Source organism: Mesorhizobium sp. M8A.F.Ca.ET.021.01.1.1 (assembly GCF_003998025.1).
Classification (GTDB): domain Bacteria; phylum Pseudomonadota; class Alphaproteobacteria; order Rhizobiales; family Rhizobiaceae; genus Mesorhizobium.
In genome coordinates, this window is record NZ_RZSJ01000003.1 from 18,482 (window position 1) to 41,844 (window position 23,363).

22 protein-coding genes, 1 tRNA gene and 2 pseudogenes are annotated in these 23,363 nt (G+C 63.6%); 17 read left to right on the forward strand and 8 right to left on the reverse strand.

What is annotated here, in order from left to right; genetic code table 11:
* Positions 1 to 10: 10 nt before the first annotated feature.
* Positions 11 to 853, reverse strand: a complete 843-nt coding sequence (locus EOA36_RS01210; protein WP_127275257.1) for an urease accessory protein UreD — start codon at positions 851 to 853, stop codon at positions 11 to 13.
* A 201-nt stretch (positions 854 to 1,054) separates the two neighbouring features.
* Here EOA36_RS01210 and EOA36_RS01215 point away from each other — a divergent pair, with 201 nt between their 5' ends.
* The 3 genes from EOA36_RS01215 to EOA36_RS01225 all read left to right on the forward strand — a co-directional run bounded on the left by EOA36_RS01215 (position 1,055) and on the right by EOA36_RS01225 (position 3,409).
* Positions 1,055 to 1,309: an acyl carrier protein gene (locus EOA36_RS01215; RefSeq protein ID WP_127275258.1), complete on the forward strand. Its 255-nt coding sequence runs from the start codon at positions 1,055 to 1,057 to the stop codon at positions 1,307 to 1,309.
* Between the two features lie 4 nt (positions 1,310 to 1,313).
* Entirely contained in the window at positions 1,314 to 2,522 is a 1,209-nt protein-coding gene (locus EOA36_RS01220) for a beta-ketoacyl-[acyl-carrier-protein] synthase family protein (protein ID WP_127275259.1), read from the forward strand.
* A gap of 182 nt (positions 2,523 to 2,704) precedes the next feature.
* Positions 2,705 to 3,409, forward strand: a complete 705-nt coding sequence (locus EOA36_RS01225) for a glutathione S-transferase N-terminal domain-containing protein (RefSeq protein ID WP_127275260.1) — start codon at positions 2,705 to 2,707, stop codon at positions 3,407 to 3,409.
* 25 nt (positions 3,410 to 3,434) lie between these two features.
* Here the strand turns inward: EOA36_RS01225 and EOA36_RS01230 are convergent, their stop codons facing one another.
* The 4 genes from EOA36_RS01230 to EOA36_RS01245 all read right to left on the reverse strand — a co-directional run bounded on the left by EOA36_RS01230 (position 3,435) and on the right by EOA36_RS01245 (position 7,618).
* Entirely contained in the window at positions 3,435 to 3,779 is a 345-nt protein-coding gene (locus tag EOA36_RS01230) for a hypothetical protein (protein ID WP_127275261.1), read from the reverse strand.
* 114 nt (positions 3,780 to 3,893) lie between these two features.
* Positions 3,894 to 4,505, reverse strand: a complete 612-nt coding sequence (locus EOA36_RS01235) for a nucleoside triphosphate hydrolase (RefSeq protein WP_127275262.1) — start codon at positions 4,503 to 4,505, stop codon at positions 3,894 to 3,896.
* 81 nt (positions 4,506 to 4,586) lie between these two features.
* Positions 4,587 to 5,684, reverse strand: coding sequence for a hypothetical protein (locus EOA36_RS01240; protein ID WP_127275263.1), 1,098 nt, complete (start codon positions 5,682 to 5,684; stop codon positions 4,587 to 4,589).
* 122 nt (positions 5,685 to 5,806) lie between these two features.
* Positions 5,807 to 7,618 (reverse strand): methyl-accepting chemotaxis protein, encoded by a 1,812-nt coding sequence (locus EOA36_RS01245; RefSeq protein WP_127275264.1) that lies wholly within the window; start codon positions 7,616 to 7,618, stop codon positions 5,807 to 5,809.
* A 226-nt stretch (positions 7,619 to 7,844) separates the two neighbouring features.
* Between EOA36_RS01245 and EOA36_RS01250 the strand changes: the two genes are divergently transcribed.
* The 5 genes and pseudogenes from EOA36_RS01250 to EOA36_RS37955 all read left to right on the forward strand — a co-directional run.
* Positions 7,845 to 8,738: a D-alanyl-D-alanine carboxypeptidase family protein gene (locus tag EOA36_RS01250; RefSeq protein WP_127275265.1), complete on the forward strand. Its 894-nt coding sequence runs from the start codon at positions 7,845 to 7,847 to the stop codon at positions 8,736 to 8,738.
* 403 nt (positions 8,739 to 9,141) lie between these two features.
* Complete coding sequence (locus EOA36_RS01255) at positions 9,142 to 10,068, forward strand: DUF1003 domain-containing protein (protein ID WP_127275266.1); 927 nt, start codon at positions 9,142 to 9,144, stop codon at positions 10,066 to 10,068.
* A gap of 199 nt (positions 10,069 to 10,267) precedes the next feature.
* Positions 10,268 to 10,344 (forward strand) — tRNA-Arg (locus EOA36_RS01260).
* 342 nt (positions 10,345 to 10,686) lie between these two features.
* Complete coding sequence (locus EOA36_RS01265; RefSeq protein ID WP_127275267.1) at positions 10,687 to 10,971, forward strand: YciI family protein; 285 nt, start codon at positions 10,687 to 10,689, stop codon at positions 10,969 to 10,971.
* A 3-nt stretch (positions 10,972 to 10,974) separates the two neighbouring features.
* Positions 10,975 to 11,064: pseudogene (locus EOA36_RS37955) on the forward strand (DNA-3-methyladenine glycosylase I); the annotation flags it as partial.
* A gap of 95 nt (positions 11,065 to 11,159) precedes the next feature.
* Here EOA36_RS37955 and EOA36_RS01275 read toward each other — a convergent pair.
* Positions 11,160 to 11,804, reverse strand: a complete 645-nt coding sequence (locus tag EOA36_RS01275) for a TetR/AcrR family transcriptional regulator (RefSeq protein WP_189343555.1) — start codon at positions 11,802 to 11,804, stop codon at positions 11,160 to 11,162.
* A gap of 87 nt (positions 11,805 to 11,891) precedes the next feature.
* Between EOA36_RS01275 and EOA36_RS01280 the strand changes: the two genes are divergently transcribed.
* The 5 genes and pseudogenes from EOA36_RS01280 (at position 11,892) to EOA36_RS01300 (ending at position 16,024) form a co-directional block, all read left to right on the forward strand.
* Positions 11,892 to 12,575: a hypothetical protein gene (locus EOA36_RS01280; protein ID WP_210212391.1), complete on the forward strand. Its 684-nt coding sequence runs from the start codon at positions 11,892 to 11,894 to the stop codon at positions 12,573 to 12,575.
* A gap of 579 nt (positions 12,576 to 13,154) precedes the next feature.
* Positions 13,155 to 13,844 (forward strand): annotated as a pseudogene (locus EOA36_RS01285) (HAD family hydrolase); the annotation flags it as partial.
* A 465-nt stretch (positions 13,845 to 14,309) separates the two neighbouring features.
* On the forward strand, positions 14,310 to 15,074 hold the full coding sequence (locus EOA36_RS01290) for an SDR family NAD(P)-dependent oxidoreductase (RefSeq protein ID WP_127275270.1): 765 nt from the start codon (positions 14,310 to 14,312) through the stop codon (positions 15,072 to 15,074).
* A 150-nt stretch (positions 15,075 to 15,224) separates the two neighbouring features.
* Positions 15,225 to 15,542, forward strand: coding sequence for a metalloregulator ArsR/SmtB family transcription factor (locus tag EOA36_RS01295; RefSeq protein WP_127275271.1), 318 nt, complete (start codon positions 15,225 to 15,227; stop codon positions 15,540 to 15,542).
* A complete protein-coding gene (locus tag EOA36_RS01300) occupies positions 15,539 to 16,024 on the forward strand; it encodes an SRPBCC family protein (RefSeq protein ID WP_127275272.1) in 486 nt (161 codons plus the stop codon). The genes EOA36_RS01295 and EOA36_RS01300 overlap by 4 nt, the downstream gene beginning before the upstream one ends.
* 33 nt (positions 16,025 to 16,057) lie before the next feature.
* Here the strand turns inward: EOA36_RS01300 and EOA36_RS01305 are convergent, their stop codons facing one another.
* Entirely contained in the window at positions 16,058 to 16,858 is an 801-nt protein-coding gene (locus tag EOA36_RS01305) for a class I SAM-dependent methyltransferase (protein WP_127275273.1), read from the reverse strand.
* Positions 16,859 to 16,967: 109 nt separating this feature from the next.
* On the reverse strand, positions 16,968 to 18,089 hold the full coding sequence (locus EOA36_RS01310) for a LacI family DNA-binding transcriptional regulator (protein ID WP_189553059.1): 1,122 nt from the start codon (positions 18,087 to 18,089) through the stop codon (positions 16,968 to 16,970).
* A 602-nt stretch (positions 18,090 to 18,691) separates the two neighbouring features.
* Here EOA36_RS01310 and EOA36_RS01315 point away from each other — a divergent pair.
* From EOA36_RS01315 to EOA36_RS01330, 4 genes are all read left to right on the forward strand, one after another.
* The gene (locus EOA36_RS01315; RefSeq protein ID WP_127275274.1) at positions 18,692 to 19,654 is read left to right on the forward strand and encodes a sugar-binding protein; all 963 of its coding nucleotides are present in this window, start codon (positions 18,692 to 18,694) and stop codon (positions 19,652 to 19,654) included.
* 212 nt (positions 19,655 to 19,866) lie between these two features.
* On the forward strand, positions 19,867 to 21,405 hold the full coding sequence (locus EOA36_RS01320; protein ID WP_127275287.1) for a sugar ABC transporter ATP-binding protein: 1,539 nt from the start codon (positions 19,867 to 19,869) through the stop codon (positions 21,403 to 21,405).
* 99 nt (positions 21,406 to 21,504) lie between these two features.
* Positions 21,505 to 22,500 carry an ABC transporter permease gene (locus tag EOA36_RS01325; protein WP_127275275.1) on the forward strand — a complete coding sequence of 332 codons (996 nt, stop codon included), beginning with the start codon at positions 21,505 to 21,507 and terminating at the stop codon, positions 22,498 to 22,500.
* Positions 22,501 to 22,583: 83 nt separating this feature from the next.
* Entirely contained in the window at positions 22,584 to 23,363 is a 780-nt protein-coding gene (locus EOA36_RS01330) for an SDR family NAD(P)-dependent oxidoreductase (RefSeq protein WP_127275276.1), read from the forward strand.

The window sequence follows — 23,363 nt, forward strand, 5'->3', positions numbered from 1 at the left end:
GCGGACACAGTCACAGTGACCATAATTTGGGCAACCCCGCCCTTCCGTTGAGCAATCCGACGAGCGGAACCAGCCGTTGGCGCAGCTGGTAGCCGTCCTCGGCGTAGAGCCTCGCAAGAAGCTTGCCAGATGTCGTCACGGTCCAGACACTGGCGCCACCTCGGTCGCCAATGATCTCCCGGACCGGATCGAGCAGAGCCTCGGCTCGCGGCGACACCAGCAGCAGCGTTGCCACGGCGATCGCGCCACCGGATATCGCCGTACGGGCCAGGGTGTCGGCAATGGCAGGTCCGATGCGGAAATCCTCGGCATGAATGAGGGCTCCTTGCCTGCGGATACGCCAGCGATCGCGAAAAGTGCCCTGCGCGGCACGTTCGCCCATGGCCAGGCGGCCGAAGACGGCCGCTTCCAGCACCAGCGCCTCGGCTCCGGCCGCAAGCTCGACATCGAGCGTGCGGGCAAAGGCGGCGCGGTCGAAGACGATGGTTTCCTGCGGCAGCCAGGCGATGCTGCCGTTCTCGCCGACGGTCAGCTTGACCCGCACTTCGGCATGGTCCGATGCGGCGCGATAGACTTTTTCGCAGGCCTGGGTTGTTACCGCGGCGCTGGCATCCGCGCCGACATCCACGTCCCAACCGAGGCGGTCGCCGCCGGTCAGCCCGCCGGCGGTGTTGATCAGGACGGCCTCCAGCGGACCGGCCGAAACGGCCGGCAGCCTTATCTTGGCCGAGCCGTCCTGATAGAGGCGCCGCAGCCGCGTGCGGCCGTCGACGCTGGCGCAACCAAGCTGCGCCTTGCCCGCCGCGCGCTGGGCCAGTTGACCTGATAACTTCGTATTTTCGATCGTATCCACGCCGTCAGGTTAAGCACTGTGGCGGTTTTGTCGACATATAGCTTGTTGCTTGATGGCGTTTCCGTTTCTATAGAAGGAACCACCTTGGTACGGTCGGGCGACGCTTGACGGGGGTATAAGGCGAAGATCGCGGCCTGATATCGAGGATAAGAAGGCGCTGTTCAGTTGGCGCCGGGAAACGACAAGTGGGGAAGAAACCGAATGGCTGACCAGCTGGCAACGGACATCATCGAGAAGATCAAGGCCCATGCCGAGCCGGGCGGCGAGGAAATCACCACCACTACCGAATTGACGGCGCTCGGCATCCATTCGCTGGAGTTGACCGAGATCATCTTCGACCTCGAGGAGCAATATGGCATCGAAATCGAGATGAACACGGTCGATGCCTGGAGCAATCTCAAGAATGTCGGCGACATGGTCGAGGCCGTTCGCGCGCTGATCGAAAAAAAAGCCTGACCGAATGCTGAAGCGCGTCGTCATTACCGGCATCGGCGGGCTGTGCGGATTGGGCACCGATGCGCAGGCAATCTGGGCCGAGATGCGGGCCGGCCGGTCGGCGATCGGCCCGATCGACAATCCCTTCCTGCACGACCTGAAGGTCAAGACCGGCTGCGAGATCAAGGCACTGCCGGATCACGGCATCGAGCGCAAGCAACTGGTGTCGATGGATCGCTTCAGCCTGCTGGCGGTGATCGCGGCGAAGGAAGCCATGCGGCAGTCCGGATTGGTGCCGCATGCGGACAATACCTATCGGATGGGAACCATCGTCGGTGTTGGCGTCTGCGGGTTCGAGACGGTCGAGGAGAACTATCGCGCCATCCTGATCGAGGGCAAGAATCGCGCCGGCATCTTCACCGTTCCCCGGGTCATGCCGGGCGCGGCCGCCGGCCAGGTCAGCATGCATCTGGGTTTGCGCGGACCGGTGTTCGGCGTCACTTCGGCCTGTTCGTCAGCCAATCATGCCATCGCCTCTGCGGTCGACCAGATCAGGCTCGGCCGCGCCGACGTCATGGTGGCCGGTGGCACCGATGCGCCGCTGGTGTGGGGCGTGCTGAAGGGCTGGGAGGCGCTGCGCGTTCTGTCGCCCGACACGTGCAGGCCGTTCTCGGCCGACCGCCAGGGCCTAGTGCTGGGCGAAGGCGCCGGCATGGCGGTTCTGGAAAGCTACGACCACGCGATGGCGCGCGGCGCCACCATTTTGGCCGAGATCGCCGGCGCCGGCCTTTCGGCCGACGCCTCCGATATCGTCGCGCCGACCGTCGAGGGCCCGGAAGCCGCCATGCGCTTCTGCCTGGCCGATGCCGGCCTCAATCCCGAGGATGTCGACTACCTCAACGCGCACGGCACCGGCACCAAAGCCAACGACCAGATCGAAACCCTCGCGATCAAGCGCGTCTTCGGCGACCATGCCCGCGCGCTCTCCGTCTCATCGACCAAGTCGATGCACGCGCATTGCCTCGGCGCCTCGGGCGGGCTGGAGATGATCGCCTGCGTCATGGCGATCCGCGAAGGCGTCGTGCCGCCAACGGCGAATTACCGCGAGGCCGATCCCGACTGCGATCTCGACGTGACGCCGAATGTCGCGCGCGAGCGCAAGGTGCGCGCCGCCATCAGCAATGGCTTTGCCTTCGGCGGCACCAATGCGGTGCTGGCCTTCAAGGCCATCTAGTACCGGGCGGTCACCACCTGTTCGGGCGGCTACTATCCGCCCGGGCGATCCGATCGATTGACTATCCATGCACGGTGAAAGCGTCGCCGCCATATTGATCCGGCCCGACCGCAGCCCTAATTCTTGGCCGACCCGCCAACACCGCGCCGCTTGGTGCGAATCCCCCCGCTCAGGAGTTCTCGATGGCCGACCTGTCCGCCTTTCCGATCGCAACCCGTTGGCCTGCCAAGCATCCCGACCAGATCCAGCTCTATTCGGCAACGACGCCGAACGGAGTGAAGATATCGATCGCGCTGGAGGAACTCGGCCTGCCCTATGAGCCGCATCTGATCAACATCGGCAAGAACGAGAGCTGGACGCCGGAATTCCTGTCGCTCAACCCCAATGGCAAGATCCCGGCGATCATCGATCCCGACGGCCCGGACGGCGCGCCGATCGGCCTTTTCGAATCCGGCGCCATCCTGCTCTACCTGGCGGAGAAGACCGGCCTGCTCATGCCCGTTGACGCGGCGCGGCGCTACGAGACGATCCAGTGGGTCTTCTTCCAGATGGCGGCGATCGGGCCGATGTTCGGCCAGGTCGGTTTCTTCCACAAATTCGCCGGCCGCGAGATCGCCGACAAGCGGCCGCTGGAGCGTTACCGCGACGAATCGCGCCGCCTGCTCGGCGTTCTCGACGTCAGGCTGAAGGGCCGCAAGTGGATCATGGACAATGACTACACCATCGCCGACATCTCGCTGCTCGGCTGGGTGCGCAACCTGATTGGCTTCTACGAGGCGCGCGACCTGGTCGGCTTCGACGATTTCGCCAATCTGGCAGCGTGGCTGGAGCGCGGCCTGGCGCGGCCGGCGGTACAGAAGGGCCTGACCATCCCGGCGCGAAGCTGAATCTGCCCCGCCGGGAAGCGCGTCGCTACTTTGCTTTCGCCTTGGACCCGCCCTTGCCGACGACGGATGCGGCGAGAGACGCGACACTCCGCGCCGTGGCCACGACCGCTCCGGCCGCGACGTTGGCTGCCGTGCGAACCTTCGAGCCGCCGGCCGCGGCCGGTTTCTTCGCCTGGGCGGTCTTCGCTGCCGCTTTGGGCGCGGTCACCTTCGACGCGCTGCCTGGCACGACTTTCTTGGGCGATGCCTTGCCGAAGGCCGGCTTGGCATCCTTTGAGCGCTGGGCGACCGCTGGAGCCCCGGCCTTCGATTGCGTCGCTTTCGGTTGGGCTGACTTGCCCCTGACGGGCTTTTTTGCCTTGGTTGCCATCGGACGGAATCCCTCTTCTGGCATGATTGCCTGACCGGGATAACGCCTTGTAAGTCTTAAGGTTCCCGTCGAAAAATATTGAAAATTAAGCGGGTTAATCGAGATTAACCCGGGTTAACCAATGACCAGGTCGGCCGCCCGGCGTCGTGCCAGCACGCGTTCGATGTTGGGCATGTCGTTGGAAGCTATCCAGGCCCGCGCGTCGGCTTCGGAAAGGCCATGCTCGTGCCAACGTTCCATCAGGCGGCGTTCGAGTTCATTGCGCGGTACGTCGACGAAGATCGAGAAATCGAACAGTGGCGCAAGGCGCGACCACGGCTCCTCGTCGAGCAGCAGGTAATTGCCTTCGACCAGGATGAATTTGGTCTCGGCATCGACGATCGCCGCGGCGGCGCGCGACAATTCCATGCTGCGGTCGAAGACCGGAATGGCAATGTCGGGCTCGCCGGCGCGGATGCGCTTCAGAAGCGTCTCGAAGCCGCCGAAGTCGAACGTGTCCGGCGCACCCTTTCGCGCGCGCAGGCCGCGCCGCTCGAGCACGATGTCGTCAAAGTGGAAGCCGTCCATGGGCACGACTTCCACCGCGCCTTCCGGCAAAAGGTCGTGCAGGCCCGCCGATAGTGTCGACTTGCCGGCGCCCGGCGGCCCGGCAATGGCGACGATGAAGCGCTTGGCCTTGCCGGCGCGCTTGAAGATGGTGGCGGCGAGGTGGGCGATTTCAGACATTTTGGCTCCTTCCGCACGATTTCAGGCGCATCTTGTCGGCAGTTGGCGGAAATTTCAAACCCTGCCGTTGGCTGGGTTGCACTATGTCGCCGCTGGCTGGCCGATGCGCAGGAAATCACTGTCGAACGGGACCTCCGATGCCGCGGAACCGGCCAACCGAAGGCGGCCATCCGCCGTGGTGATCTCTCGTGGGGGTTCGCCATCCGACAGCGGCAACGCACCGATGACATGGCGGAACGAGACGCGGCGGCCTTCGCCGAGCGCGAATGCCGTCGCCACGCCTTCGCGCTTCAGCCAGTTGTCGCCGAGCGAGGCGGCGTGGCCAATCGCCGTGCGCCCATCCTCGATGCCGAGCACGCCGAGATGGCGGCCGCTCCACGGCGCGTAGTCGCGCCCGCCATTGCTGAACCACAGCATGGTGACCGGCAGTTCGGCCGGGTTCTTCAGCACCAGCACCAGATCGTCCTCGGCCTGGCGCGCAAGCGCGGTCCAGCCAGGTCCGCCATGATCGGCCTCGACCAAGGTGAGGAAATCCTCGCGCCGATCCTCCATGCGGTAGTCCGTGATATCCAGCGTGCCGCCGCCGGCAGCGGGGAAATGCGCTAGGTCGGACGACCGGCTGGGATAGGCCAGCATGAAGCGGCCACGTGCAGTATCCGGCTCCAGCGGATCGGCCGGCGTGGCGGCAAACCGCTTCGGCGAGAAAGCCAGCCTGCCGCCGCATTTCATCGCCGTCATCGGGTGATGGGCGACCGAGATCGCGCCATGGCCGCCGGAAAATACGTGTTCCTGGTAGAGGAAGGGATGGTCGTCGCGCAGCGTGAAAATCTTGTCGACGCTGGCGCCCATCACCTTGTGGCGCAGCCGGAAGACGGCGCGCCATCCGCCCTCCGTGGCGCCGCTTTCGACCACATCCCAGGCGCTGTTGGCCGGCCAGCCATGCAGCGGCGCCTCCTCGACATCGCTGCGCGAAAAAGGCGCACAGAGAAAGTCGCCGGAGAGCCGGACGGTGCCCTGCGGCAGGTCTTGAGGCAGCGTCTCGCTTGCGTCGACCCATGGCGCGCGGTGCAGTGGCCGCAATTGGCGCCCGCCGCTCTCGATGCTCATGTCGGCGATGTGGCCGACCGTGAGGTCGAGCGAAACCGAAATGCCTTTGGCCTTGATCGTAACTGTATCCATGGCGCTCTCACCCGAATCTGACGGGTGCCAAGAAGAACCGGTTCGGCGCACCGCGCAAGCGCGCGGGCGCGCATTTTGCATCAGATTTATGCCCGCCTTCCCACACGCCGAAAGGTGCGAGCCTACTGCCGCTTGTATTCCCGCACCGGCGATTTTGTCCCGTCGGTATAGGTCACCTGCACCGACATCGATTTCACGCTGTCGGCAACCTTGAAATAGGGCTGGAAATCATCGGGGATGGCGTAGGGGTCCTTGGCATTGCAGGGCGGCATGGCAAGCGCCTTGTCGAGCACGGCGCCATTCAGGCTGTAACGCACCTCCTTGATGGCGCAGCGGTAGGACAGCATCTGCGTGAAATAGACCAGCCCATGATTGCCGCTGGCGTCGAAGGCGATCCATGACGTCCAGAACTGGTCGAGGATCTGCTTGTTGCCTTGCTGCAGGGCGGCATCCGGATCGAAGCGGATGTCGAACGGGCCGGTCTCGCGCCCCCTGATGTCGAGATATTTGATGGCGATGGTGGTCGCCGCCGTGCTGTCGGGCAGCTCAAAGCTCGGATTGGGCATCGGCTTGCCGGTGCGCTGGTCGTTGAGCGCCAGCGGGCCGGTGTCGGTGAAGGGGCCGGTGTCGCCAAGACGCCAGGATATCGCGGTTGCCGGCTCGGGCAGCGAAATGGTCATCGACCAGCCCTGGTTGGAGCGCATCGGCGTCAGCGAAGGCACGAAGCGGGCGGGGTCGAGGACGCCGCCAAGGGCCGCCAGCCGGCTGCGGCTGCGGTCCAGCCAGTCGGCAAGCTGGGTCTGGTCGACGAAATATTTGAGCAGCCCGCCATCCTTTTCGTAGGAGACGAATTTGGTCAGCGACTGGGCTTCGCTGCGCTTGTCGGCCAGCGTCTGGCTGCCGAGGCGATCTTCCGAAAACTCCTGCGCCTCGAGGTAATAGACCGGCGCGAAATCCGGATTGGCCGATATGAAGGCGCTGAGCTTGTCGAGCCGCTGCGCGTCGTCGAACTGCATGATATGCACCAGCTTGATCGACAGCGCCTTGCCCTTGTCGGCCAGTGCTCCGAACACTTCGCGGGCGCCCGCCTTGCCGTCCTGGACCCGCAGCAGCGTGGCAAAGCGCGTATAGGGGTCGATGGCGTCGACATCGAAACCGGCAAAGGCGAGGTAGGAGCGCCGCGCGTTGAGCATGTCGCCCGACAGCTCGTAGACACGGGCATTGTGGTAGAATTCGTCCGGCCGTTTCGGTTCGGCGATGGCGCCGCCTTGCGCGGCCAAGGTGGCAAACCCCTTGGCGATCGTGTCGATCGAGGCGGCGATCTGTTCGGTCGTCGCCTGCAGCTTTTCGGCCTGGGCCACTTGCTGCTGCTGGCCTGCGGCGAGCGTCTCGGTCGTCTGCTTGACCGCTTCGACGGTCTTTTGCGTCTGCGCCCCTTGCGCCGTCTGCTGCTGCTGGACGGAGGCGATCTGATCGGTTTTTTGCGCAGCCGTGTCGGTCGATTTCTTGACCTCTTCGACGGTTTTCTGTGTCTGCGTGACGGTCTGCTCGATCCTGGCCACCTTTTCGGCGACGATGCCCATCGACTTCTGCAGTTGCGCGATCGCCGGCACCAGGCCGGCGATGATGCCGTTCTGCGAACTGGTCTCCTTCTGCACGGCGTAGACGCCGCCGGCAACCGCCGCCGCACTGGTGGCGAACACCAGCGCCGGCAGTGCCTTGGCCGCCAGCACCAGCCTGAGCACGATGGCAATGGCGATGATCACGGCCGCGATCGAGGCAACCAGCGCGATATAGGCGGCAAACGGCGCCAGCGGGTTGAGAATGTCGGAAACGGCGCCGCCGATGAAGGCGATGCTGCCGGCCCATTTGCCGGTGCGGCTGAGCGATGCCCTGATCAATGACGGCGCGGCGCCAGCCCCAATGTCAGTCATTTTGCAACCCCCAAGCCGCCAGATGCCACACTCGTTCCCACGGGAAACGCGGCTCTGGCAAGGAAAGACAGGAACGGGGCGATTTCGGGGCGGCGGAAGCGGAGCTCGAGTTCCTCGCCCCACTCGACATTCCCAGGGCTAACCGGCATTAACCAAATGGACGCATCCGCCGCGTTACGTTAGCTTCGCCTTATCTCAGCAACAGCATCGCCAGAACAGTCAGCCCTTGTCCTTTCCGCGTCTCTTTCCGCTCTTCCAGAAAATCCTGGCTGTCCTGGCCCTGGCGGCCTTGGTTGCCGGCTGCTCGACCACAACCCCGCCCGACACGGTGCTGTCCGTGCCGGCGCCGCCGCAGAAATACGCCGCCATCGTCGTCGATGGAAAGAGCGGCAAGCAGCTGTTCGAGGTCAATTCGACGGCGCAGCGCTATCCGGCGTCGCTGACCAAGATGATGACGCTCTACCTGCTGTTCGAGGCGATGGACACCGGCCGCGTCACCAAGGAGACGCAGATCCCGGTTTCCGATCACGCCGCCTCGCAGCCGCCGACCAAGATGCGCTTCCGGCGCGGGGAGACGATCGACGTCGATTCCGCCATCCGTGCCATCGTCGTCAAATCGGCCAACGACGTGGCGGTGGCGGTGGGCGAATATCTCGGCGGCTCGGAAGACCAGTTCGCCGCCATGATGACATCCAAGGCGCGCCAGCTCGGCATGAGCAGCACCACCTTCCGCAACGCATCCGGCCTGCCCGACGACGGCCAGATGACGACCGCGCACGACATGGCGGTGCTCGGCATGTCGTTGCAGCGGCGCTTCCCGCAGCACTTCCACTATTTCTCCGAAAGCGACTTCATGTTCCGCGGCCGGCTGGTGCGCGGCCACAACGACATGCTCGGCCGCGTGCGCGGCGTGAACGGCATCAAGACAGGCTATATCAGGGCGTCGGGCTTCAACATCGTCACCTCATACGACGCCGACGGCCGCCAGCTGATCGTGGTGGTGATGGGCGCCGACTCAGCCCGCCAGCGCAACGACCATGTCGAAGCGCTGATCCAGCGCAGCCTGTCGCCCACCATGGCCGACACCAAGACCAGGCTGATGTACGCCGAACAGCAGTAAACTGGCCTTGTTGCCGGTGATTGCGCGGAGCCTCCCCCGAATTCGTCATCCACGGGCGGAGCAAGGAGCGTAGCGACGCGGCGCAGACCCGAGGATCCATGCCGGGACTCTGAAGCTGTCGCCACGGTCCAGAGTTCTGCACCGTTGCACCCTCCGACAAAAGTCGCGGCATGGATCCTCGGGTCTCCGCGACGCCGCTGCGCGGCTGCTCCGCCCGTGGATGACGAAGCGCCTGCGGAGGCCGTCGCCGCCAAGAAGCTAACAAAAACCCTGCAGCCGGCTATTGTTTCACGACTGTCACGCAATCGTGCGGAAGGCATGCCATACGCTGCGAAAACCCATGGTGGCACTGCCCCGCCGCCATGGCGTATCCTAACTTACAGCGCGACAGCAGGAGCCCATCATGAGCACCGTTCCCAAGGCATCCGAGCAGCAGGGCGCCGACAACCAGAACGACAGCGGCGGCGAGTATTTCGAGGCGCCGACCACCGAGGCCAATCTGCAGGAGGTTTCGGACGAGCATTTCGACACACCCGAAGTGCCGGACTCCGAACCGACGCCGCCCGACGCGTCGCGGATAAAGCCCAGGAAGAAACCGTCGGCGATCTCGGGCCGCAAATTCCGCAAGCGCGACCTGGTGCGCATCGACACGCTGCGCCCGAGCCTTGCCGACCGTATCCGCTCCGACCATCCGGACCTGCCCAAGGGCGCGCGCGTCAGCCGCGAGGAGCTCGGCCGCTACCGCATGCGCTACATGGAGGAGCTCCTGCAGCAGGAGCACGGCGAATTCTCCGAGCTCGACCGCCAGGTGGTGGAATCGATCGCCAAGCAGGACACGATCTCCGAAAACTCGGAAGAGGAATTCGAGGAGCACAGGACCTTTCCCGACCGCGTCTCCGACAACATGGCGGCCTTCGGCGGCAGCTGGTGGTTCCTGATCTCGTTCGCCACCGTGCTTCTGGTCTGGATCGGCATCAACCTGTTCGAGGGCTTGAACGGCGCCTTCGACCCCTACCCGTTCATCCTGCTCAACCTCTTGCTCTCCTGCATCGCCGCCATCCAGGCGCCGGTCATCATGATGAGCCAGAAGCGCCAGGAGGTGAAAGACCGCCTGCGCTCGTTCAACGAATACCGCGTCAACCTCAAGGCCGAGCTCGAAGTGCGCCACCTGCACGAAAAGCTCGACTATTTGATCTCGCGCCAATGGACACGGCTGGCCGAAATGCAGCAGATGCAGCTCGATGCGATGAACGAGCTGGCCGGCGCCAAGAAAGCCAAACGCGCGGTGCGCCGGCGGCGGACGGCGAAGGGTGCGGCGGGGCCACAGTGAGGAGTTCCTCGCCCCCACAATGTGGGGGAGAGATGGCTCGGCGAAGCCGAGACGGAGAGGGGGAGCGCCATATCCAACAAGCGCACGCCGTGAGAGGGCAATCGCCAATTGCCCGTTGAAGCCAGCGCCTGCTTCCGCTAAGAAGCCGTGACTTGCCGGTTCACCGGCTGGTTCGTTTTCCGGACTCCTTGTCCCGAAAGCACCCGTAGCTCAGCTGGATAGAGCGCTGCCCTCCGAAGGCAGAGGTCACAGGTTCGAATCCTGTCGGGTGCGCCATTTCTCTTTTTTGCCAAGGTTGAGATCGAGGGTTCAAATCCCCCGGATCGCGCCACGCCTTAAGCTGCTAATCCGAATCGACGGTTCGCGTTCAGCTGGGCTCACTAATCTCTTTCCCACACGGCCGAGAAGTCAGCCGGACCGCTGCCCATAGGTTCTAACCGGGGCGCACCGCGATCGCATTGAACCGCGCCTTGAGATTGTCGAGAAGCCAGGTGCCTGCACGGCCCAAGGGGCGGTCTCGCAACTGCGCGGCATGGATGACCAGGGGCCCGTGAACGCTGGCGGGATCGTCTTCTATTGGCAGCGGGACAAGGCGTTTCTCGGCCTGATGGAGAGACCATGTTCGTCGTCACCCTTCGCTTTGCTGACAAGACCAAAGCGCCCCTATTCATGGATGGGCACAACGCCTGGATCAAACGCGGCTTCGACGATGGCGTTTTCCTGCTGACCGGCAGCCTTCAGCCGAGCGCAGGCGGTGCGATCCTCGCGCACAATGCGTCTCCTGAAGAGATCGAGGCTCGTGTGCAGGATGACCCCTTCGTCGCCGAGGGGATTGTCAGCGCTGAAATCCTCCCCATCACACCGGGCCGTACCGACGAACGGCTCGCCTTTCTGAAAGGCTGAGTGATGAGCGCGACGATCCTCGGGCCGGACGGACGCCCGCGTTGCCGCTGGTGCGCGGCCGCGCCCGAATTCCTCGCTTATCACGACACCGATGGGGCAAGACGAGGTCAAGGTCGTGCACGTCGATATGCGGCTCATCCCAGTCGATCAGAGACGAAACTTTATCACCAGACGCGCCACGATGGCCGCTATGGTGCCGTGCCCAACTCTTTGAACAATATACGTGCGTAGAACTCCACGCATTCTCCAACCCGTGCGGTGACTTCCTCATCGCTATCGTTCCATGGTGTTTCAAGGCCGATAGCGGCCCTGCGCAAGGGTTCAGCAACAAGAGCGGCAAGGATCATCCGGGCAGATCGGATGCCATCAAATGATTGGACATCGGCTTGGTACTCGCGCAGCCAGTTCGCCACGGCCAGCACTCCCCGCTCGACTCCGTTTCGATTATAGATTTCTGCGAGCCGTTCTCGGCCCTCCGTGTCAGCGCAGATGAGACGGAAAAGGGCTACAGCTTCCTTGGATAGGGCGATCCGAAAAATCCTGCTCAATAGCTCCCGCAAGCTCCCCGGATCAGGACGCGGCTCGCCCGGCCGGTGATCTCCACTGGTTTGGAGTTGCTCAGTCCAGGACGCTACGATTTTCCCGACCAGTTCCTCACGATTGGCCGCCATAGCGTAAACAGTCTTTTTGGCAACTCCTGCGCTACGCGACACCGCATCTATGCTGAACTTGGCAAATCCCTGGTCAAACAGAAGCTGTGTTGAGGCTTGGAGAATTTTGCGTTCCACCTCAAGCCGATTACGGGCCGGACGCCCTCTCGCTCGCTTTTCCAATCTTGATCTCCTTGACCAACGTCGTACGAACGGTATACCGATCATATTTAGGAAACGAAGAGCGTTTCCTAAATATGGGAGATGGAAATGCAACATGAATTGGACGCAGCAATCCCTGTCGCACTGCTGCACGCCGACCCAATTAGACTCGAAATGGGTATCGAGCGCTTCGCCTCCGGCACCCTCACGGTCGCCTGCAGAACGATAATGCCAGGGTGCAATGGAGCGATGCTGGAATGGTGGTTCAAGTATTTTGAAACCGACGAACACCTTCGCTGGTGGCACCCAATTGATCACAAGCGCCATTTCGGTTGGGACGAGCTTTGGAAAAAAGGTGAGAACTACATCGGCGCGACGATAAGGGCGACGGAGTCGCTAGGAGAGGTTCCTCCGGTCAAAGCAACCATCAAATTCCTGAGCCCAGCCGCATACTTCAGTGCCACGGACATCGATGCCGCAAAGAAGGTGGGCGGCGTATCCGCACTTTTCTACGCCGGAATTGGCTTTGGCGATGATGTTGAGGTTGACGAGCATGGAATTCCAACAAGCGGCCGGATGATGCACGTCACACGGGACACGCCCGATGGCCTCGTTCTGCGAAGCAGATTCGTTCTTGGTCTCGATAGCGACAAGGGCGGCCACGCTGTCCCGGACGAGATCGGACTGGGGCTGATGCGCCATTGCCATTCGGAGTTCTCGTTCCTCGCGAAGGCACTTCCGTCTGTATATTATGGTGATCTCGCAAATTCTCGACCTGCCGACAACTGGTAGCCTCTCCCGACTGAAATAACGCTAGATAGCCGAGCGTCTGCGCATCAGAGACGCTCGGCCTTCTAAGATGCCTCGTTGATAAGGCACAGCTCTAACAAGCCCTGCTGCCAAGCGTTGGGAGGAGCGGTCTTCCACGCCCTGTCCAACACTCTTGGCACTTTTCCAGTTGTCGTCTATGCGCGCTCTGCGACATTGCGGTCGCGGTGCGGGTAGGTGGGCTGCCGACCAATCGGTTCGGTCAATGACACTCGGGTTCAGGTCGCCACTTGCTCGAGTTCCGATGGCCCATTTGGCGACAGGCAATAGGTTGTTGAATGGCAGACATGGGACCGTGAGCCGAATGTCGGCTTATTCAGGTCGTCTGGCCGGAACCGGCCTTTCTGGAGTCGGCCCCATTCAGACCTTCAAACGTTGCCCGATTGCATGGAGTCCTCCTTCGTCAGCCGCTTTGTGCAACGGGGCAATCGGCGGTCTGCTGAAATCCTCGGTGCGAAACTGCCTAAAGGAGGGCTATAGCGTAGACGTAGTTCTCATCATCACCCGGCGCGGCGCGCCATCAGGCAGTTGATCGATGGCGCCAAATCGGTGATTTCCAACGACCAGAAGGCCTGGCTCGCTTCGGGCGAGAAGGGGATTTTCGAGATCATGGCGGCGACGCACGCCGGAATGACCACGGAGGAGTTCACAAAGGCGGTCGTCGAATAGACAAAAAACGCCCGGCACCCACGCTTTAATCGCGCCTATGTCGAACTTGTCTACCAGCCGATGCTGGAGTTGCTGGAGTATCTGCGGCAAAACGAGCTCAAGATGTTCATCGTTTCGGGCGGTGGAATTGATTTCATGCGCCCCTGGGTGGAGCAGGTCTACGGCATTCCGCCCGAAAGGATTGTCGGCTCGTCAGGGATTACGAAATTCACGGTTCAGCCGGATGGAACGCCGGCATTGGTCAAGGATGCGAAAGTCGATTTCATCGACGATGGTCCGGGCAAGCCTGTCGGTATCCACAGGTTCATTGGGCGCAAGCCGATCCTTGCCTTCGGCAATTCGGATGGTGACCAGCAGATGTTGGAATGGACCGCCTCCGGCAATGGAGCGCGATTCATGGGGATCGTGCATCACACCGACGCCAAGCGCGAATACGCCTATGACCGAAATTCGCCGGTCGGCAAGCTTGACAAGGCCTGGGACCAGGCGACCAAGCGGGGCTGGATTGTCGTCGACATGAAGCAGGATTGGAAGAAGGTCTTTCCATTCGAAATCGCCGACTAAGGCTTGCTCGGCAGCGCGCCTTGGTGGTGACGCCGCGCTATCTCCCTGGGACCGAACCATCGCTCCTTTTCGCTGCCATACCGACCTCCCGTTCCGGACCCTCGCCGTAAGGGCGGCCCCAGGGTCCGATGCAAGAGCTCGTCGGCCGGTTCGCTCGCGCCGACCGCTCACCACCGTCCCAGCCTCTCCGGGAGTCCGTTCGGCAGGAGCCAATCTTCGCGCCGGCAGGCGCTTTTGCCTCTCAATCGCAGCAGGCCTATCATAGCGTCCCCTCGCAGCACATCGCGCCGCAAGCCGTAGCTGGGTGATTGAGGCCGTTATTGCTGGGGTGTGGTGTGGACTTAGTTGTCGCTTTCCTCCACCGTGCGATGCCAGTTCCATAGGGTCCGTTCCCGACACACAGGTTACGGTTTGTACCGGAGACATAGGTGACACGTTTGGCCCGAACGGGTTTTGGAGCCTGATTTGGCCGCAACCACCCCCAAAACCAGGCGTGTCCTGATCACCGGCGCCGGCGCTGTCGACGGCATCGGCTTCGCCATTGCGCGCCAGTTTGGCCAGGCCGGGCATGCCGTTTTCCTGACCGGCGCCAGCGCGCGAGTGCTTGAGCGCGCCGGCGGGCTTCGCGGCGAGGGCATCGATGCCAAAGCCGCTATCGCCGATCTCACCATCGCCGCGGAGGTGGAGCGGCTGCGGGCCGAGGTCGGCGCTGTCGACATCCTGGTCAACAATGCCGGCATGGGATCGCTGGCCTCGCCGTCCATCGACAAGACGTTTCTGACGATGAGCGAGGCCGAGTGGGACCAGGGCATAGACACCAGCCTGAAGACGGCGTTTCTCGTCACCAGGGCGTTTCTGCCGGCGATGGTCGAAGCGGGATATGGGCGCATCGTCAATGTCGCATCGGTGACCGGGCCGCTGGTTTCCTACCAGGGCACCGCCGCCTATTCCGCGGCTAAGGCCGGGATGGTCGGCCTGACCCGGACATTGGCGCTGGAAGTGGCGCGCCACGGCGTCACCGCCAATGCCGTGGCGCCGGGCTGGATCGAGACAGGCGCCTCGAGCGAGCCGGAGCGGATAGCGGCCCTGCATGCGCCGCCGGGCCGCGCCGGCCGGCCGGACGAGGTCGCGGCGGCAGTCGTGTTCCTGGCCTCCGAGAGCGCCAGCTATATCAACGGCGCCTTGCTCGTCGTCGACGGCGGCAACAGCCTTGAAGAACGCAAGGGATAGATCTCGCGGCCGGGTGGATCTCGACCTGACGTAATTCCTTCCATCCAAACGAATGCGATCTGTCTTTCGGGAGAAATTCCCGCACTGCCAAACAGGGCCTACTAGGTGCGCCCGCTTGACTCAATCATCAGTCTGCACTAATCATAAGTCATGACTGTTGATAGTGCACAGCTTGCCGCCTTGGGCGATCCGACCCGAAGGCAGATTTTCGAGCTGATCGCGGAGCGGCCGCGCTCGGTGGCGGAGGTCACGCGGCAGGTCAGCGTGTCGCAGTCCGCGGTGTCACAACACCTGAAGGTGCTCAGGGATTCGCGGCTGGTGCGCGCGGAGCCGAAGGGCGCCAGCAACGTCTACCACATCGATCCGCACGGGCTTGGCCAGATGCGCGCCTGGGTCGACCGGTTCTGGAGCAAGACTCTCGCGGCCTACAAGCTGGCTGTCGAGACCCCACCAGAGGAGTCACCATGAACACCCAGGTCCCCATCGCCTCCGTGAAACAGTCCGTCGTGGTCGAGGCGCCGATCGAACGCGCCTTCAAGGTTTTCACCGAGGATTTCGGCAGTTTCAAACCGCCAGAGCACAATCTGCTTGCAGCCGAGGTCGCCGAGACGGTGTTCGAGCCTCGGGTCGGTGGCCACGTCTATGATCGCGGCGTCGACGGCAGCGAGTGCCGCTGGGCGCGCGTGCTGGCCTATGACCCGCCCAACCGCGTGCTCCTGAGCTGGGACATCAGCCCGCAATGGCGCATCGAGACCGACCCGGCCAGAACCAGCGAGTGGGAGGTGCGGTTCACCGCCGAAACGGCTGAGCGTACCCACGTCGAGATCGAGCACAGGAACCTGGAGCGCCATGGCCAGGGCTGGGAAGGCGTCCGCGATGCCGTCGCCGGCGATCAGGGCTGGCCACTCTACCTGCAACGCTATGTCGATCTGGTTGCACGGCAGGCCTGACAGCAGCTTTTAAAGGCGCTTCGCCGCCTGCGGTCAGGGCACCATGCCCCTGCACGCCCAGGCGACATTGGCGAACGACCTCGGCCCGTCCGGTCGTCCGGCCTGATAGGCATCGCGAACGGCAGCCTCGGCGCGCTCGCGTTCGGCTGCCTCCAGCGTGGTCATGTATTTGCCGAGCGGGCCCTCGCCGGCTGATATCGGCGCCCAATAATCGGCGAAGTCCTGATAATCCATGCGGATCATCAGCTCGGTTTCGGTCACGTCGGCCAGCCCCTGTTCCACGAAACTCCGCTTCATTTCGCCGGGCTGCATCATCGGCTGGAAGCAATAGCGGCTGCGCAGCTGGCGTCCGCTCTCGCTGAGCGCCGCCACAGTGTCGATCATCATGCGCATGCCCGCCATGCCGCCGAGATGGTCCCACACCACGGCCGCGACCACGCCGCCCGGCCGCGTAACACGGCGCATTTCGGCAACCGCCTTGCCGGCTTCCGGCACGAAATGAAGCACCAGCAGGGCCAGCGCACGGTCGAACGCATTGTCCGCGAACGGCAAGGCGGTGGCGTCCGCCTGCTGGATTGCGATGCGCGGATCGGCGTTGCGCCGCTTTGCCGCCTCGACGAAAACAGGCGAAAAGTCGATTGCCTCGATCGCCGCGAGTTCGGCGGATTTCGCCAGCTCGAACGTCAGGCTGCCGGTGCCGCAGCCAACGTCGAGTATCTTTTCGCCAGGGGCAAGTCCGGCGAAGCCGATGAACTTGGGCGCGAGCTTTCGGCTCCAGCGGCCCATGAGTTGCTCGTAGCCGGACGCGTCATGAACGGTGAAACTCGATGTCATAGGCGCCTCCCCCGGCTGCAGGCGCAGGCTAGACCCCTATCGAGATGAAGCCAAGACGCGGGGAGCACGGTGAATGCCTGCATCCGGGACGGGACAAGGGACCGGTGGTTTATGCGAAGCCCCTGAACGTCGCCACACTCTCCCGCTCCACCAGCGGACACTCCAGCTTGGTGATGGGATAGCGCCCCCGTCCCGCCACCGCCGGCGCTTCCAGCTGCTCGATCGCCCATTGGCCCATGGCCATATGCGGCAGGATCGAGGTGGTCAGCGGCGGGAAGAGATGGCGGGCGATTTCCTCGTCGTCGTAGCCGACGACGGAGATATCTTGCGGGATGTGCAGGCCGGCTTCCTTCAGCGCTTCGTAGCAGCCGATCGCCGTGCGGTCGTTCTGGCAGAAGATGGCGGTCGGGCGGTCCTTCAGGGCCAGCAGCTTCACAGTCGCGGCGTAGCCGGCGCTGGCCGACCAGTCGCCCTCCACCACCAATTCGCCGTCGAACGGGATGTCGGCGGTGGCGAGCGCCCGGCGGTAACCTTTCAGCCGGTCCTGCGCCGCCTGCATCCAGGGTTCGCCTGTGATGGTGGCGATGCGGCGGTGGCCGTGACTGATCAGATGGCGGGTCGAGCTCTGGCCGCCGGCGATCTCGGAGGGCACGACGGCGGGGAAGGCATAGTCCGTCGTGTAGCAGTTGAGCAGGATGACCGGGATGTCGAGGCCGTAGAGGAAGTCGGGCGCCGTGATCTCGCGGGTGAAGATGGTCATGTAGATCAGCGCCGAAATGCCCCGCCTGGTCAGCGCTGAAATGGCGCGCGGCTCCATCACGGCGTCGCCCATGGTCTGCGCCACCAGCAGCACGTTGCCGGCATTCCACGACGCCTGGCGCGCGCCCTCGATGGCGACCACGGCCTCCGGGCTGGTGGCGAGCTGGTCGACAGCGAAGCCGATCACGCCGTCGAGTCCGTCGAAGGCGGCGCCCTCGAAAGCCGCAACCGGCTGCTTCAGCGCCGAGAAGGCGGGGGCGCTGTAGCCGAGCGCCCGCGCCGCCTCGATCACCCGCTCGCGGGTCTGCTGCGACAGGCGAATGCCGGGCGAATTGTTGAGCACGAAGGAAACCGTGGCCTGCGAGCAACCGGCGGCGCGCGCAATGTCGGTCATGGTGACGCGGCCCTTGGGCTTTGCCGGCGCCTTGCGGCGCTTCGCGATTGCGATGTCCGGATCCGTCGTCTCGCTCATGCCGTAGATGTTCCCCAATTCCCAGCCTGTCTAACGGCGGCCTGGCGGGCCGACAAGATGGCGTGACGCTGCCAGTCCCTGGGCGCATCGGCTAAACTAATAGTTATTATCATCCTTGCGGCCCATCCCGTCATGCAGGCCCAGCCTCGCAAAAATACCATATTTGCAAGGCTCCGGCTCGGCGTGGTCAAGCATCGCAGCGTCACCGAATCGGCTCGCTATGACACCCGAGCGCCACCAGATCGGCCCTTTGCTAATAGTATTTACTAATACAAGGATGCGCTGTACCGTCAATCCATCGCATCCGGCCCGATCGGTCCGGCCGCGATGGACGTGCCTGTGAATGGCCCGATGGCGAGCGGATATTGCTTCCGCAAACCATGTCTCAGATATGTGATATGTCAGACAAATCGGACTATTTACGAATGAAGAATGGTTGTCTAAAGTCCCTGGCGTGGCTGGGAACGACGCCATTCTTCTCAGTGCCGGGAACCCCTTGAGGAGGAGGGCGTCCACGCCGCAGACGGCAATTCAGGTGAGCAAGACAATTCTAGTGAGCAAGTCCGGCCAGTCCTACGACTGACCAAAACGGGAGGTTGAACATGAAATCCTTGATACGCAATGCATCCATGGCCGCCGCGGCCCTGGCTGTCGGCCTGACGGCGACGGCCATCGCGCGCGCCGACGACAAGCCGACGCTGGCCTTCGTCGTCAACGGCGCTTCCGACTTCTGGAAAGCGGCCGAAGCCGGCGTCAAGAAGGCGCAGGGCGAACTGCCCGACTACACGCTCGAACTCAAATATCCCGAACAATCCTCGGTCGCCATCCAGCAGCGGCTGATGGACGATCTGGTGACCGCCGGCGTCAAGGGCATCATGGTCTCGGCCGTCGATCCCAAGACCTCGACCGATGGCTTGAACAAGATCGCCTCGCAAACGGCGCTGTTCACCACGGACTCCGATGCTCCGCAGACCAAGCGTGTCGCCTATATCGGCTCGTCCAATGTCGACGCCGGCAAGCAGGCGGCCGAAATCGCCAAGAAGGCGATGCCGAACGGCGGCAAGTGCCTCGGCTTCGTCGGCCTGCTCGGCGCCGACAATGCCAAGGAGCGCATCCAGGGCATGAAGGATGGTCTGGCCGGCACCAAGATCGAGCTCGTCGACGTGCGCGGCGACGACATCGACCAGGCGCGCGCCAAGAAGAATGTCGAGGACGCGCTGGTCGCCAGCCCCGACGTCACCTGCATGGTCGGCTTCTACTCCTACAACACGCCGCGCATCTATGAAGCGCTGCGCGACGCCGGCAAGCTCGGCTCGATCACCGTCGTCGGCTTCGATGACGATCCGATCACGCTGGGCGGCGTCAAGGAAGGCACAGTTGCCGCCACCGTCGTGCAGCAGCCCTTCGAATGGGCCTATCAGGGCATGAAGCTGATGGCCGCCTATCTCAAGGGCGACAAGTCGGGTATCCCGGCCGGCAATCTGATCATCATCCCGACCAAGATCATCGGCAAGGATGACGTCGACGCCTATGCCGCCAATCTCAAGGCGATGGCAGGTAACTGATCGGCGTTGGCGCTGCCCCTCATCCGCCTGCCGGCACCTTCTCCCCGTATAGTGACGGGGAGAAGGGAGATGGCCGCGACGCTGGCGACCCCCTCTCCCCGTCTCTATACGGGGAGAGGGTAAGGGTGAGGGGCGGCGCGACGTTTCGCTTTTTATTGACGGGTTCGATCAGGCCAGTCAGGCTGTGAGCCCGCCAAACGCTGTCAGGCATGATGAATTATTCCGACACATCCATCGCTGCGACCACCCCGTTCCTCAGCTTGGAGAACGTGCGCAAGACCTATCCGGGCGTCGTGGCGCTCGACGGGTTTTCGATGGAGGTCAGGCCGGGCGAGGTCATCGGCCTGGTCGGCGAGAACGGCGCGGGCAAATCCACGCTGATGAAAATCCTCGGTGGCGTCACCACGCCGGATACCGGCACCATCACGGTCGACGGCACCGCCCATAACGGCCTGAGCGTGGAGGGCAGCCTGGGGTCGGGCATCGCCTTCGTTCACCAGGAACTCAATCTGTTCGAAAATCTCGATGTCGCCGCCAACATCTTCTTCGGCCGCGAGCCGCTGCGCGCCGGGCCGCTGCGGCTGGTCGACCGCGCGAAACTGCGCGAAATGGTGGCGCCGCTGCTGAAGCGCGTCGGCGCCAATTTTTCCGCCGACACACAGGTCGCGGATCTCTCGCTGGCGCAGCAGCAGATGGTCGAGATCGCCAAGGCGCTGTCGATCAAGGCAAGGCTGGTCATCCTCGACGAGCCGACATCGAGCCTGCCGCTCGCCGAGACCGACAAGCTGCTCGACGTCATCAAGGCGCTGAAGGCCCACGGCATCTCGGTCATCTTCATCTCGCACCGCCTGCACGAGATCGAGCGCGTCGCCGACCGCGTCGTCGTGCTGCGCGACGGCATGCTGGCCGGAACATTGGGCAAACGCGACATCAACCACGACCAGATGGTCAAGCTGATGATCGGCCGCATGCTGAAGGAACGCGAGAAGGCCTCCGAGGCCGCGCGTGCCCCCGGCGCCGTGGCGCTCTCGGCCAAGGCGGTCCGCACCCCCACCTATCCTAGCCGGCCGGTCGATCTCGACGTCAGGCGCGGCGAAATCCTTGGTCTCGCCGGCCTCGTCGGCTCCGGCCGCACCGAACTGGCACGGGTCTTCTTCGGCATCGAAGCCAGCCTTGGCGGCACGCTGGAGCTCAACGGCAAGCCGCTGACGCTGGCGAGCGCGGCGGACGCCGTCGCGCAAGGCATTTTCCTCGTGCCGGAAGACCGCAAGCTGACCGGCATCCTGCTCGACCTGTCGATCGCGCAGAACATTTCACTGCCCAATTTGCCGGCACATGCGAAGCGAACGCTGGTCTCGAACAGCGCGGAAGCGGCTACCGCCGAGAAGCAAAAGAAGAATCTCGGCATCAAGGCGCCTTCGGTGCAGACGCGCACGGGCACGCTGTCGGGCGGCAACCAGCAAAAGGTCGTGCTCGGCAAATGGCTGGCCATGAACCCCAAGGTGATGATCCTCGACGAGCCGACGCGCGGCATCGACATCGGCGCCAAGGCGGAGATCTACGGGTTGATGCGGGCGCTGGCCGACGCCGGCGTCGCCGTGCTGATGATCTCCAGCGACATGGAAGAGGTGATCGGCGTCTCCGACCGCATCGCCGTGATGCATGAGGGCCAGATCTCGGGCATCCTCGACAAGGACCATTTCAGCCAGGAAAACGTGCTTTTGCTCGCGGTGGGCAAGCCGGCAAACTAATGCATGCCCGCGCAAAAGTTGCCCGCGGTTTTTGCGGCAACGGCATGCATAAACAAAGAGCTGAAGCGCGCGACGCGCCTTAGCTAAGCGGAGACGACGATGACAAAGAAAGATCTCGGCCTGCTGATCCTGATCCTGGTGGTCGGAGCGATCGTTGCCATCATCAATCCGCGCTTCCTGTTGCCGATCAATCTCGCCAACACCTCGAACCTCATCGGTCTCTTCGGTATCCTGTCGATCGGCCAAGCCTTCGTCATCATCACCGGCGGCATCGAGCTCTCCGTCGGCTCCGTCGTCGCGCTGCTGGGCACGCTGTTCATCGACTTCATCGCCGTGCGCGGCATGGGATGGCCTATCGCCTTCGTACTGATCCTGGTGCTCGGCGCGATCATCGGGCTGGCGCATGGCTGGCTGATCACGCGGCTCAAGCTGCAGCCCTTCGTCGTCACCCTGTGCGGCCTGTTGATCTATCGCGGCGTCGCGCGCTTCTACACCGCCGACGGCACGGCCGGCTTCGCCTTCGGCCAGAATTTTCCCGATCTCGAATTCCTGACCGCCGGCCGCTCCTGGGGCGTGCCTAACTCCTTCTTCGCGCTGATCGTCATCGCCATCGTCATGTGGGTGGTGCTGCACCGCTCGGTGTTCGGGCGCTATCTCTACGCCATCGGCAAGAACGAGGAGGCGGCGAAATATTCGGGCATCCGCACCGGACGCGTCGTCATGGCGGCTTACGTCATCTGCGGCGTGCTAACCGCGCTGTCGGCGATTTATTTCGCCATGTACACGCGCTCGATCTCGCCGGCCAGCCATGGCCAGTTCTACGAGCTCTACGCCATTGCGGCGGCCGTGCTCGGCGGCTTCTCGCTGCGCGGCGGCGAGGGCTCGCTGATAGGCGTCATCCTCGGCACGGTGCTGCTGCAGGAATTGCAGAACCTGGTCAACCTGCTCGGCATCCCCTCCTCGCTCAACTTCGCGGTGATGGGGGGCGTCATCCTCATCGGCGTGCTGGTCGACCAGCAATGGGGCGTGTTCCGGGCGCGCCGGCGGATGGTCGATGCCGCCCGCAAGGGCGCGGTCGGGGCGGCCGCGGAATAAGTCCCGCGCGCCCGTGCAGCTGCTTGTCCGCGCCACCAGATTATTATAATAGCATAACCTGTGCTGCGGGAGGCTGACGGGACATGCGCTGCGATTTGCGAGGCAAGGTGGCGCTGGTCACGGGAGCCGCCGGCGCCATCGGCAGTTCGATCGCCAAACGCCTGTCGGACAATGGCGCGGCGATCGTCGTGGCCGACATCAATGGCGAGGGCGCAAGCCAGGTCGCGGCCGGGTTGAGCGATGCGATGGCCTGCGCCACCGACATCCGCGATCCCATATCGGTGGACGCCGCGATTGCCGCGCTCATGCGGCGCTATGGTCGCCTCGACATCCTCATCAACAATGCCGGCGTCAACACGCTGGCGCATCGCGTCACATTAGACGAATTCCCGGCCGACGAATGGGACCGCATCACCGGCATCGACCTCGATGGCCTCTACATCGTGAGCCGTGCAGCACTGGCCCCGATGCTCGCCGCCGGCAAGGGCGGGCGCATCGTCAACATCGCCTCCGTCGTCGGGCTCGCCGCCATGCGGCTGCAAAGCCCGTTCGTCGCCGCCAAGGCCGGCATCATCCATCTGACGCGGTCGATGGCAATCGAACTCGGCGCCAGGGGAATTCTCACCAACGCCATCGCGCCGGGGTCGGTGATGACGGCGCTGACCGCCAAGCTGTTCTATGGCGAGGACGGCAAGTTCGCCGGGCGCACGCAGGAATTCCTCGACCATGTGCCCCTCGCCCGGCCTGCCCAGCCGGAAGAGATCGCCGAGGCGGTGCTGTTCCTGGCCTCGCCGGCCGCCAGCTATGTCAACGGCCAGGTGCTGGCCGTCGATGGCGGCTGGACGGCGGGATACATGATGTGA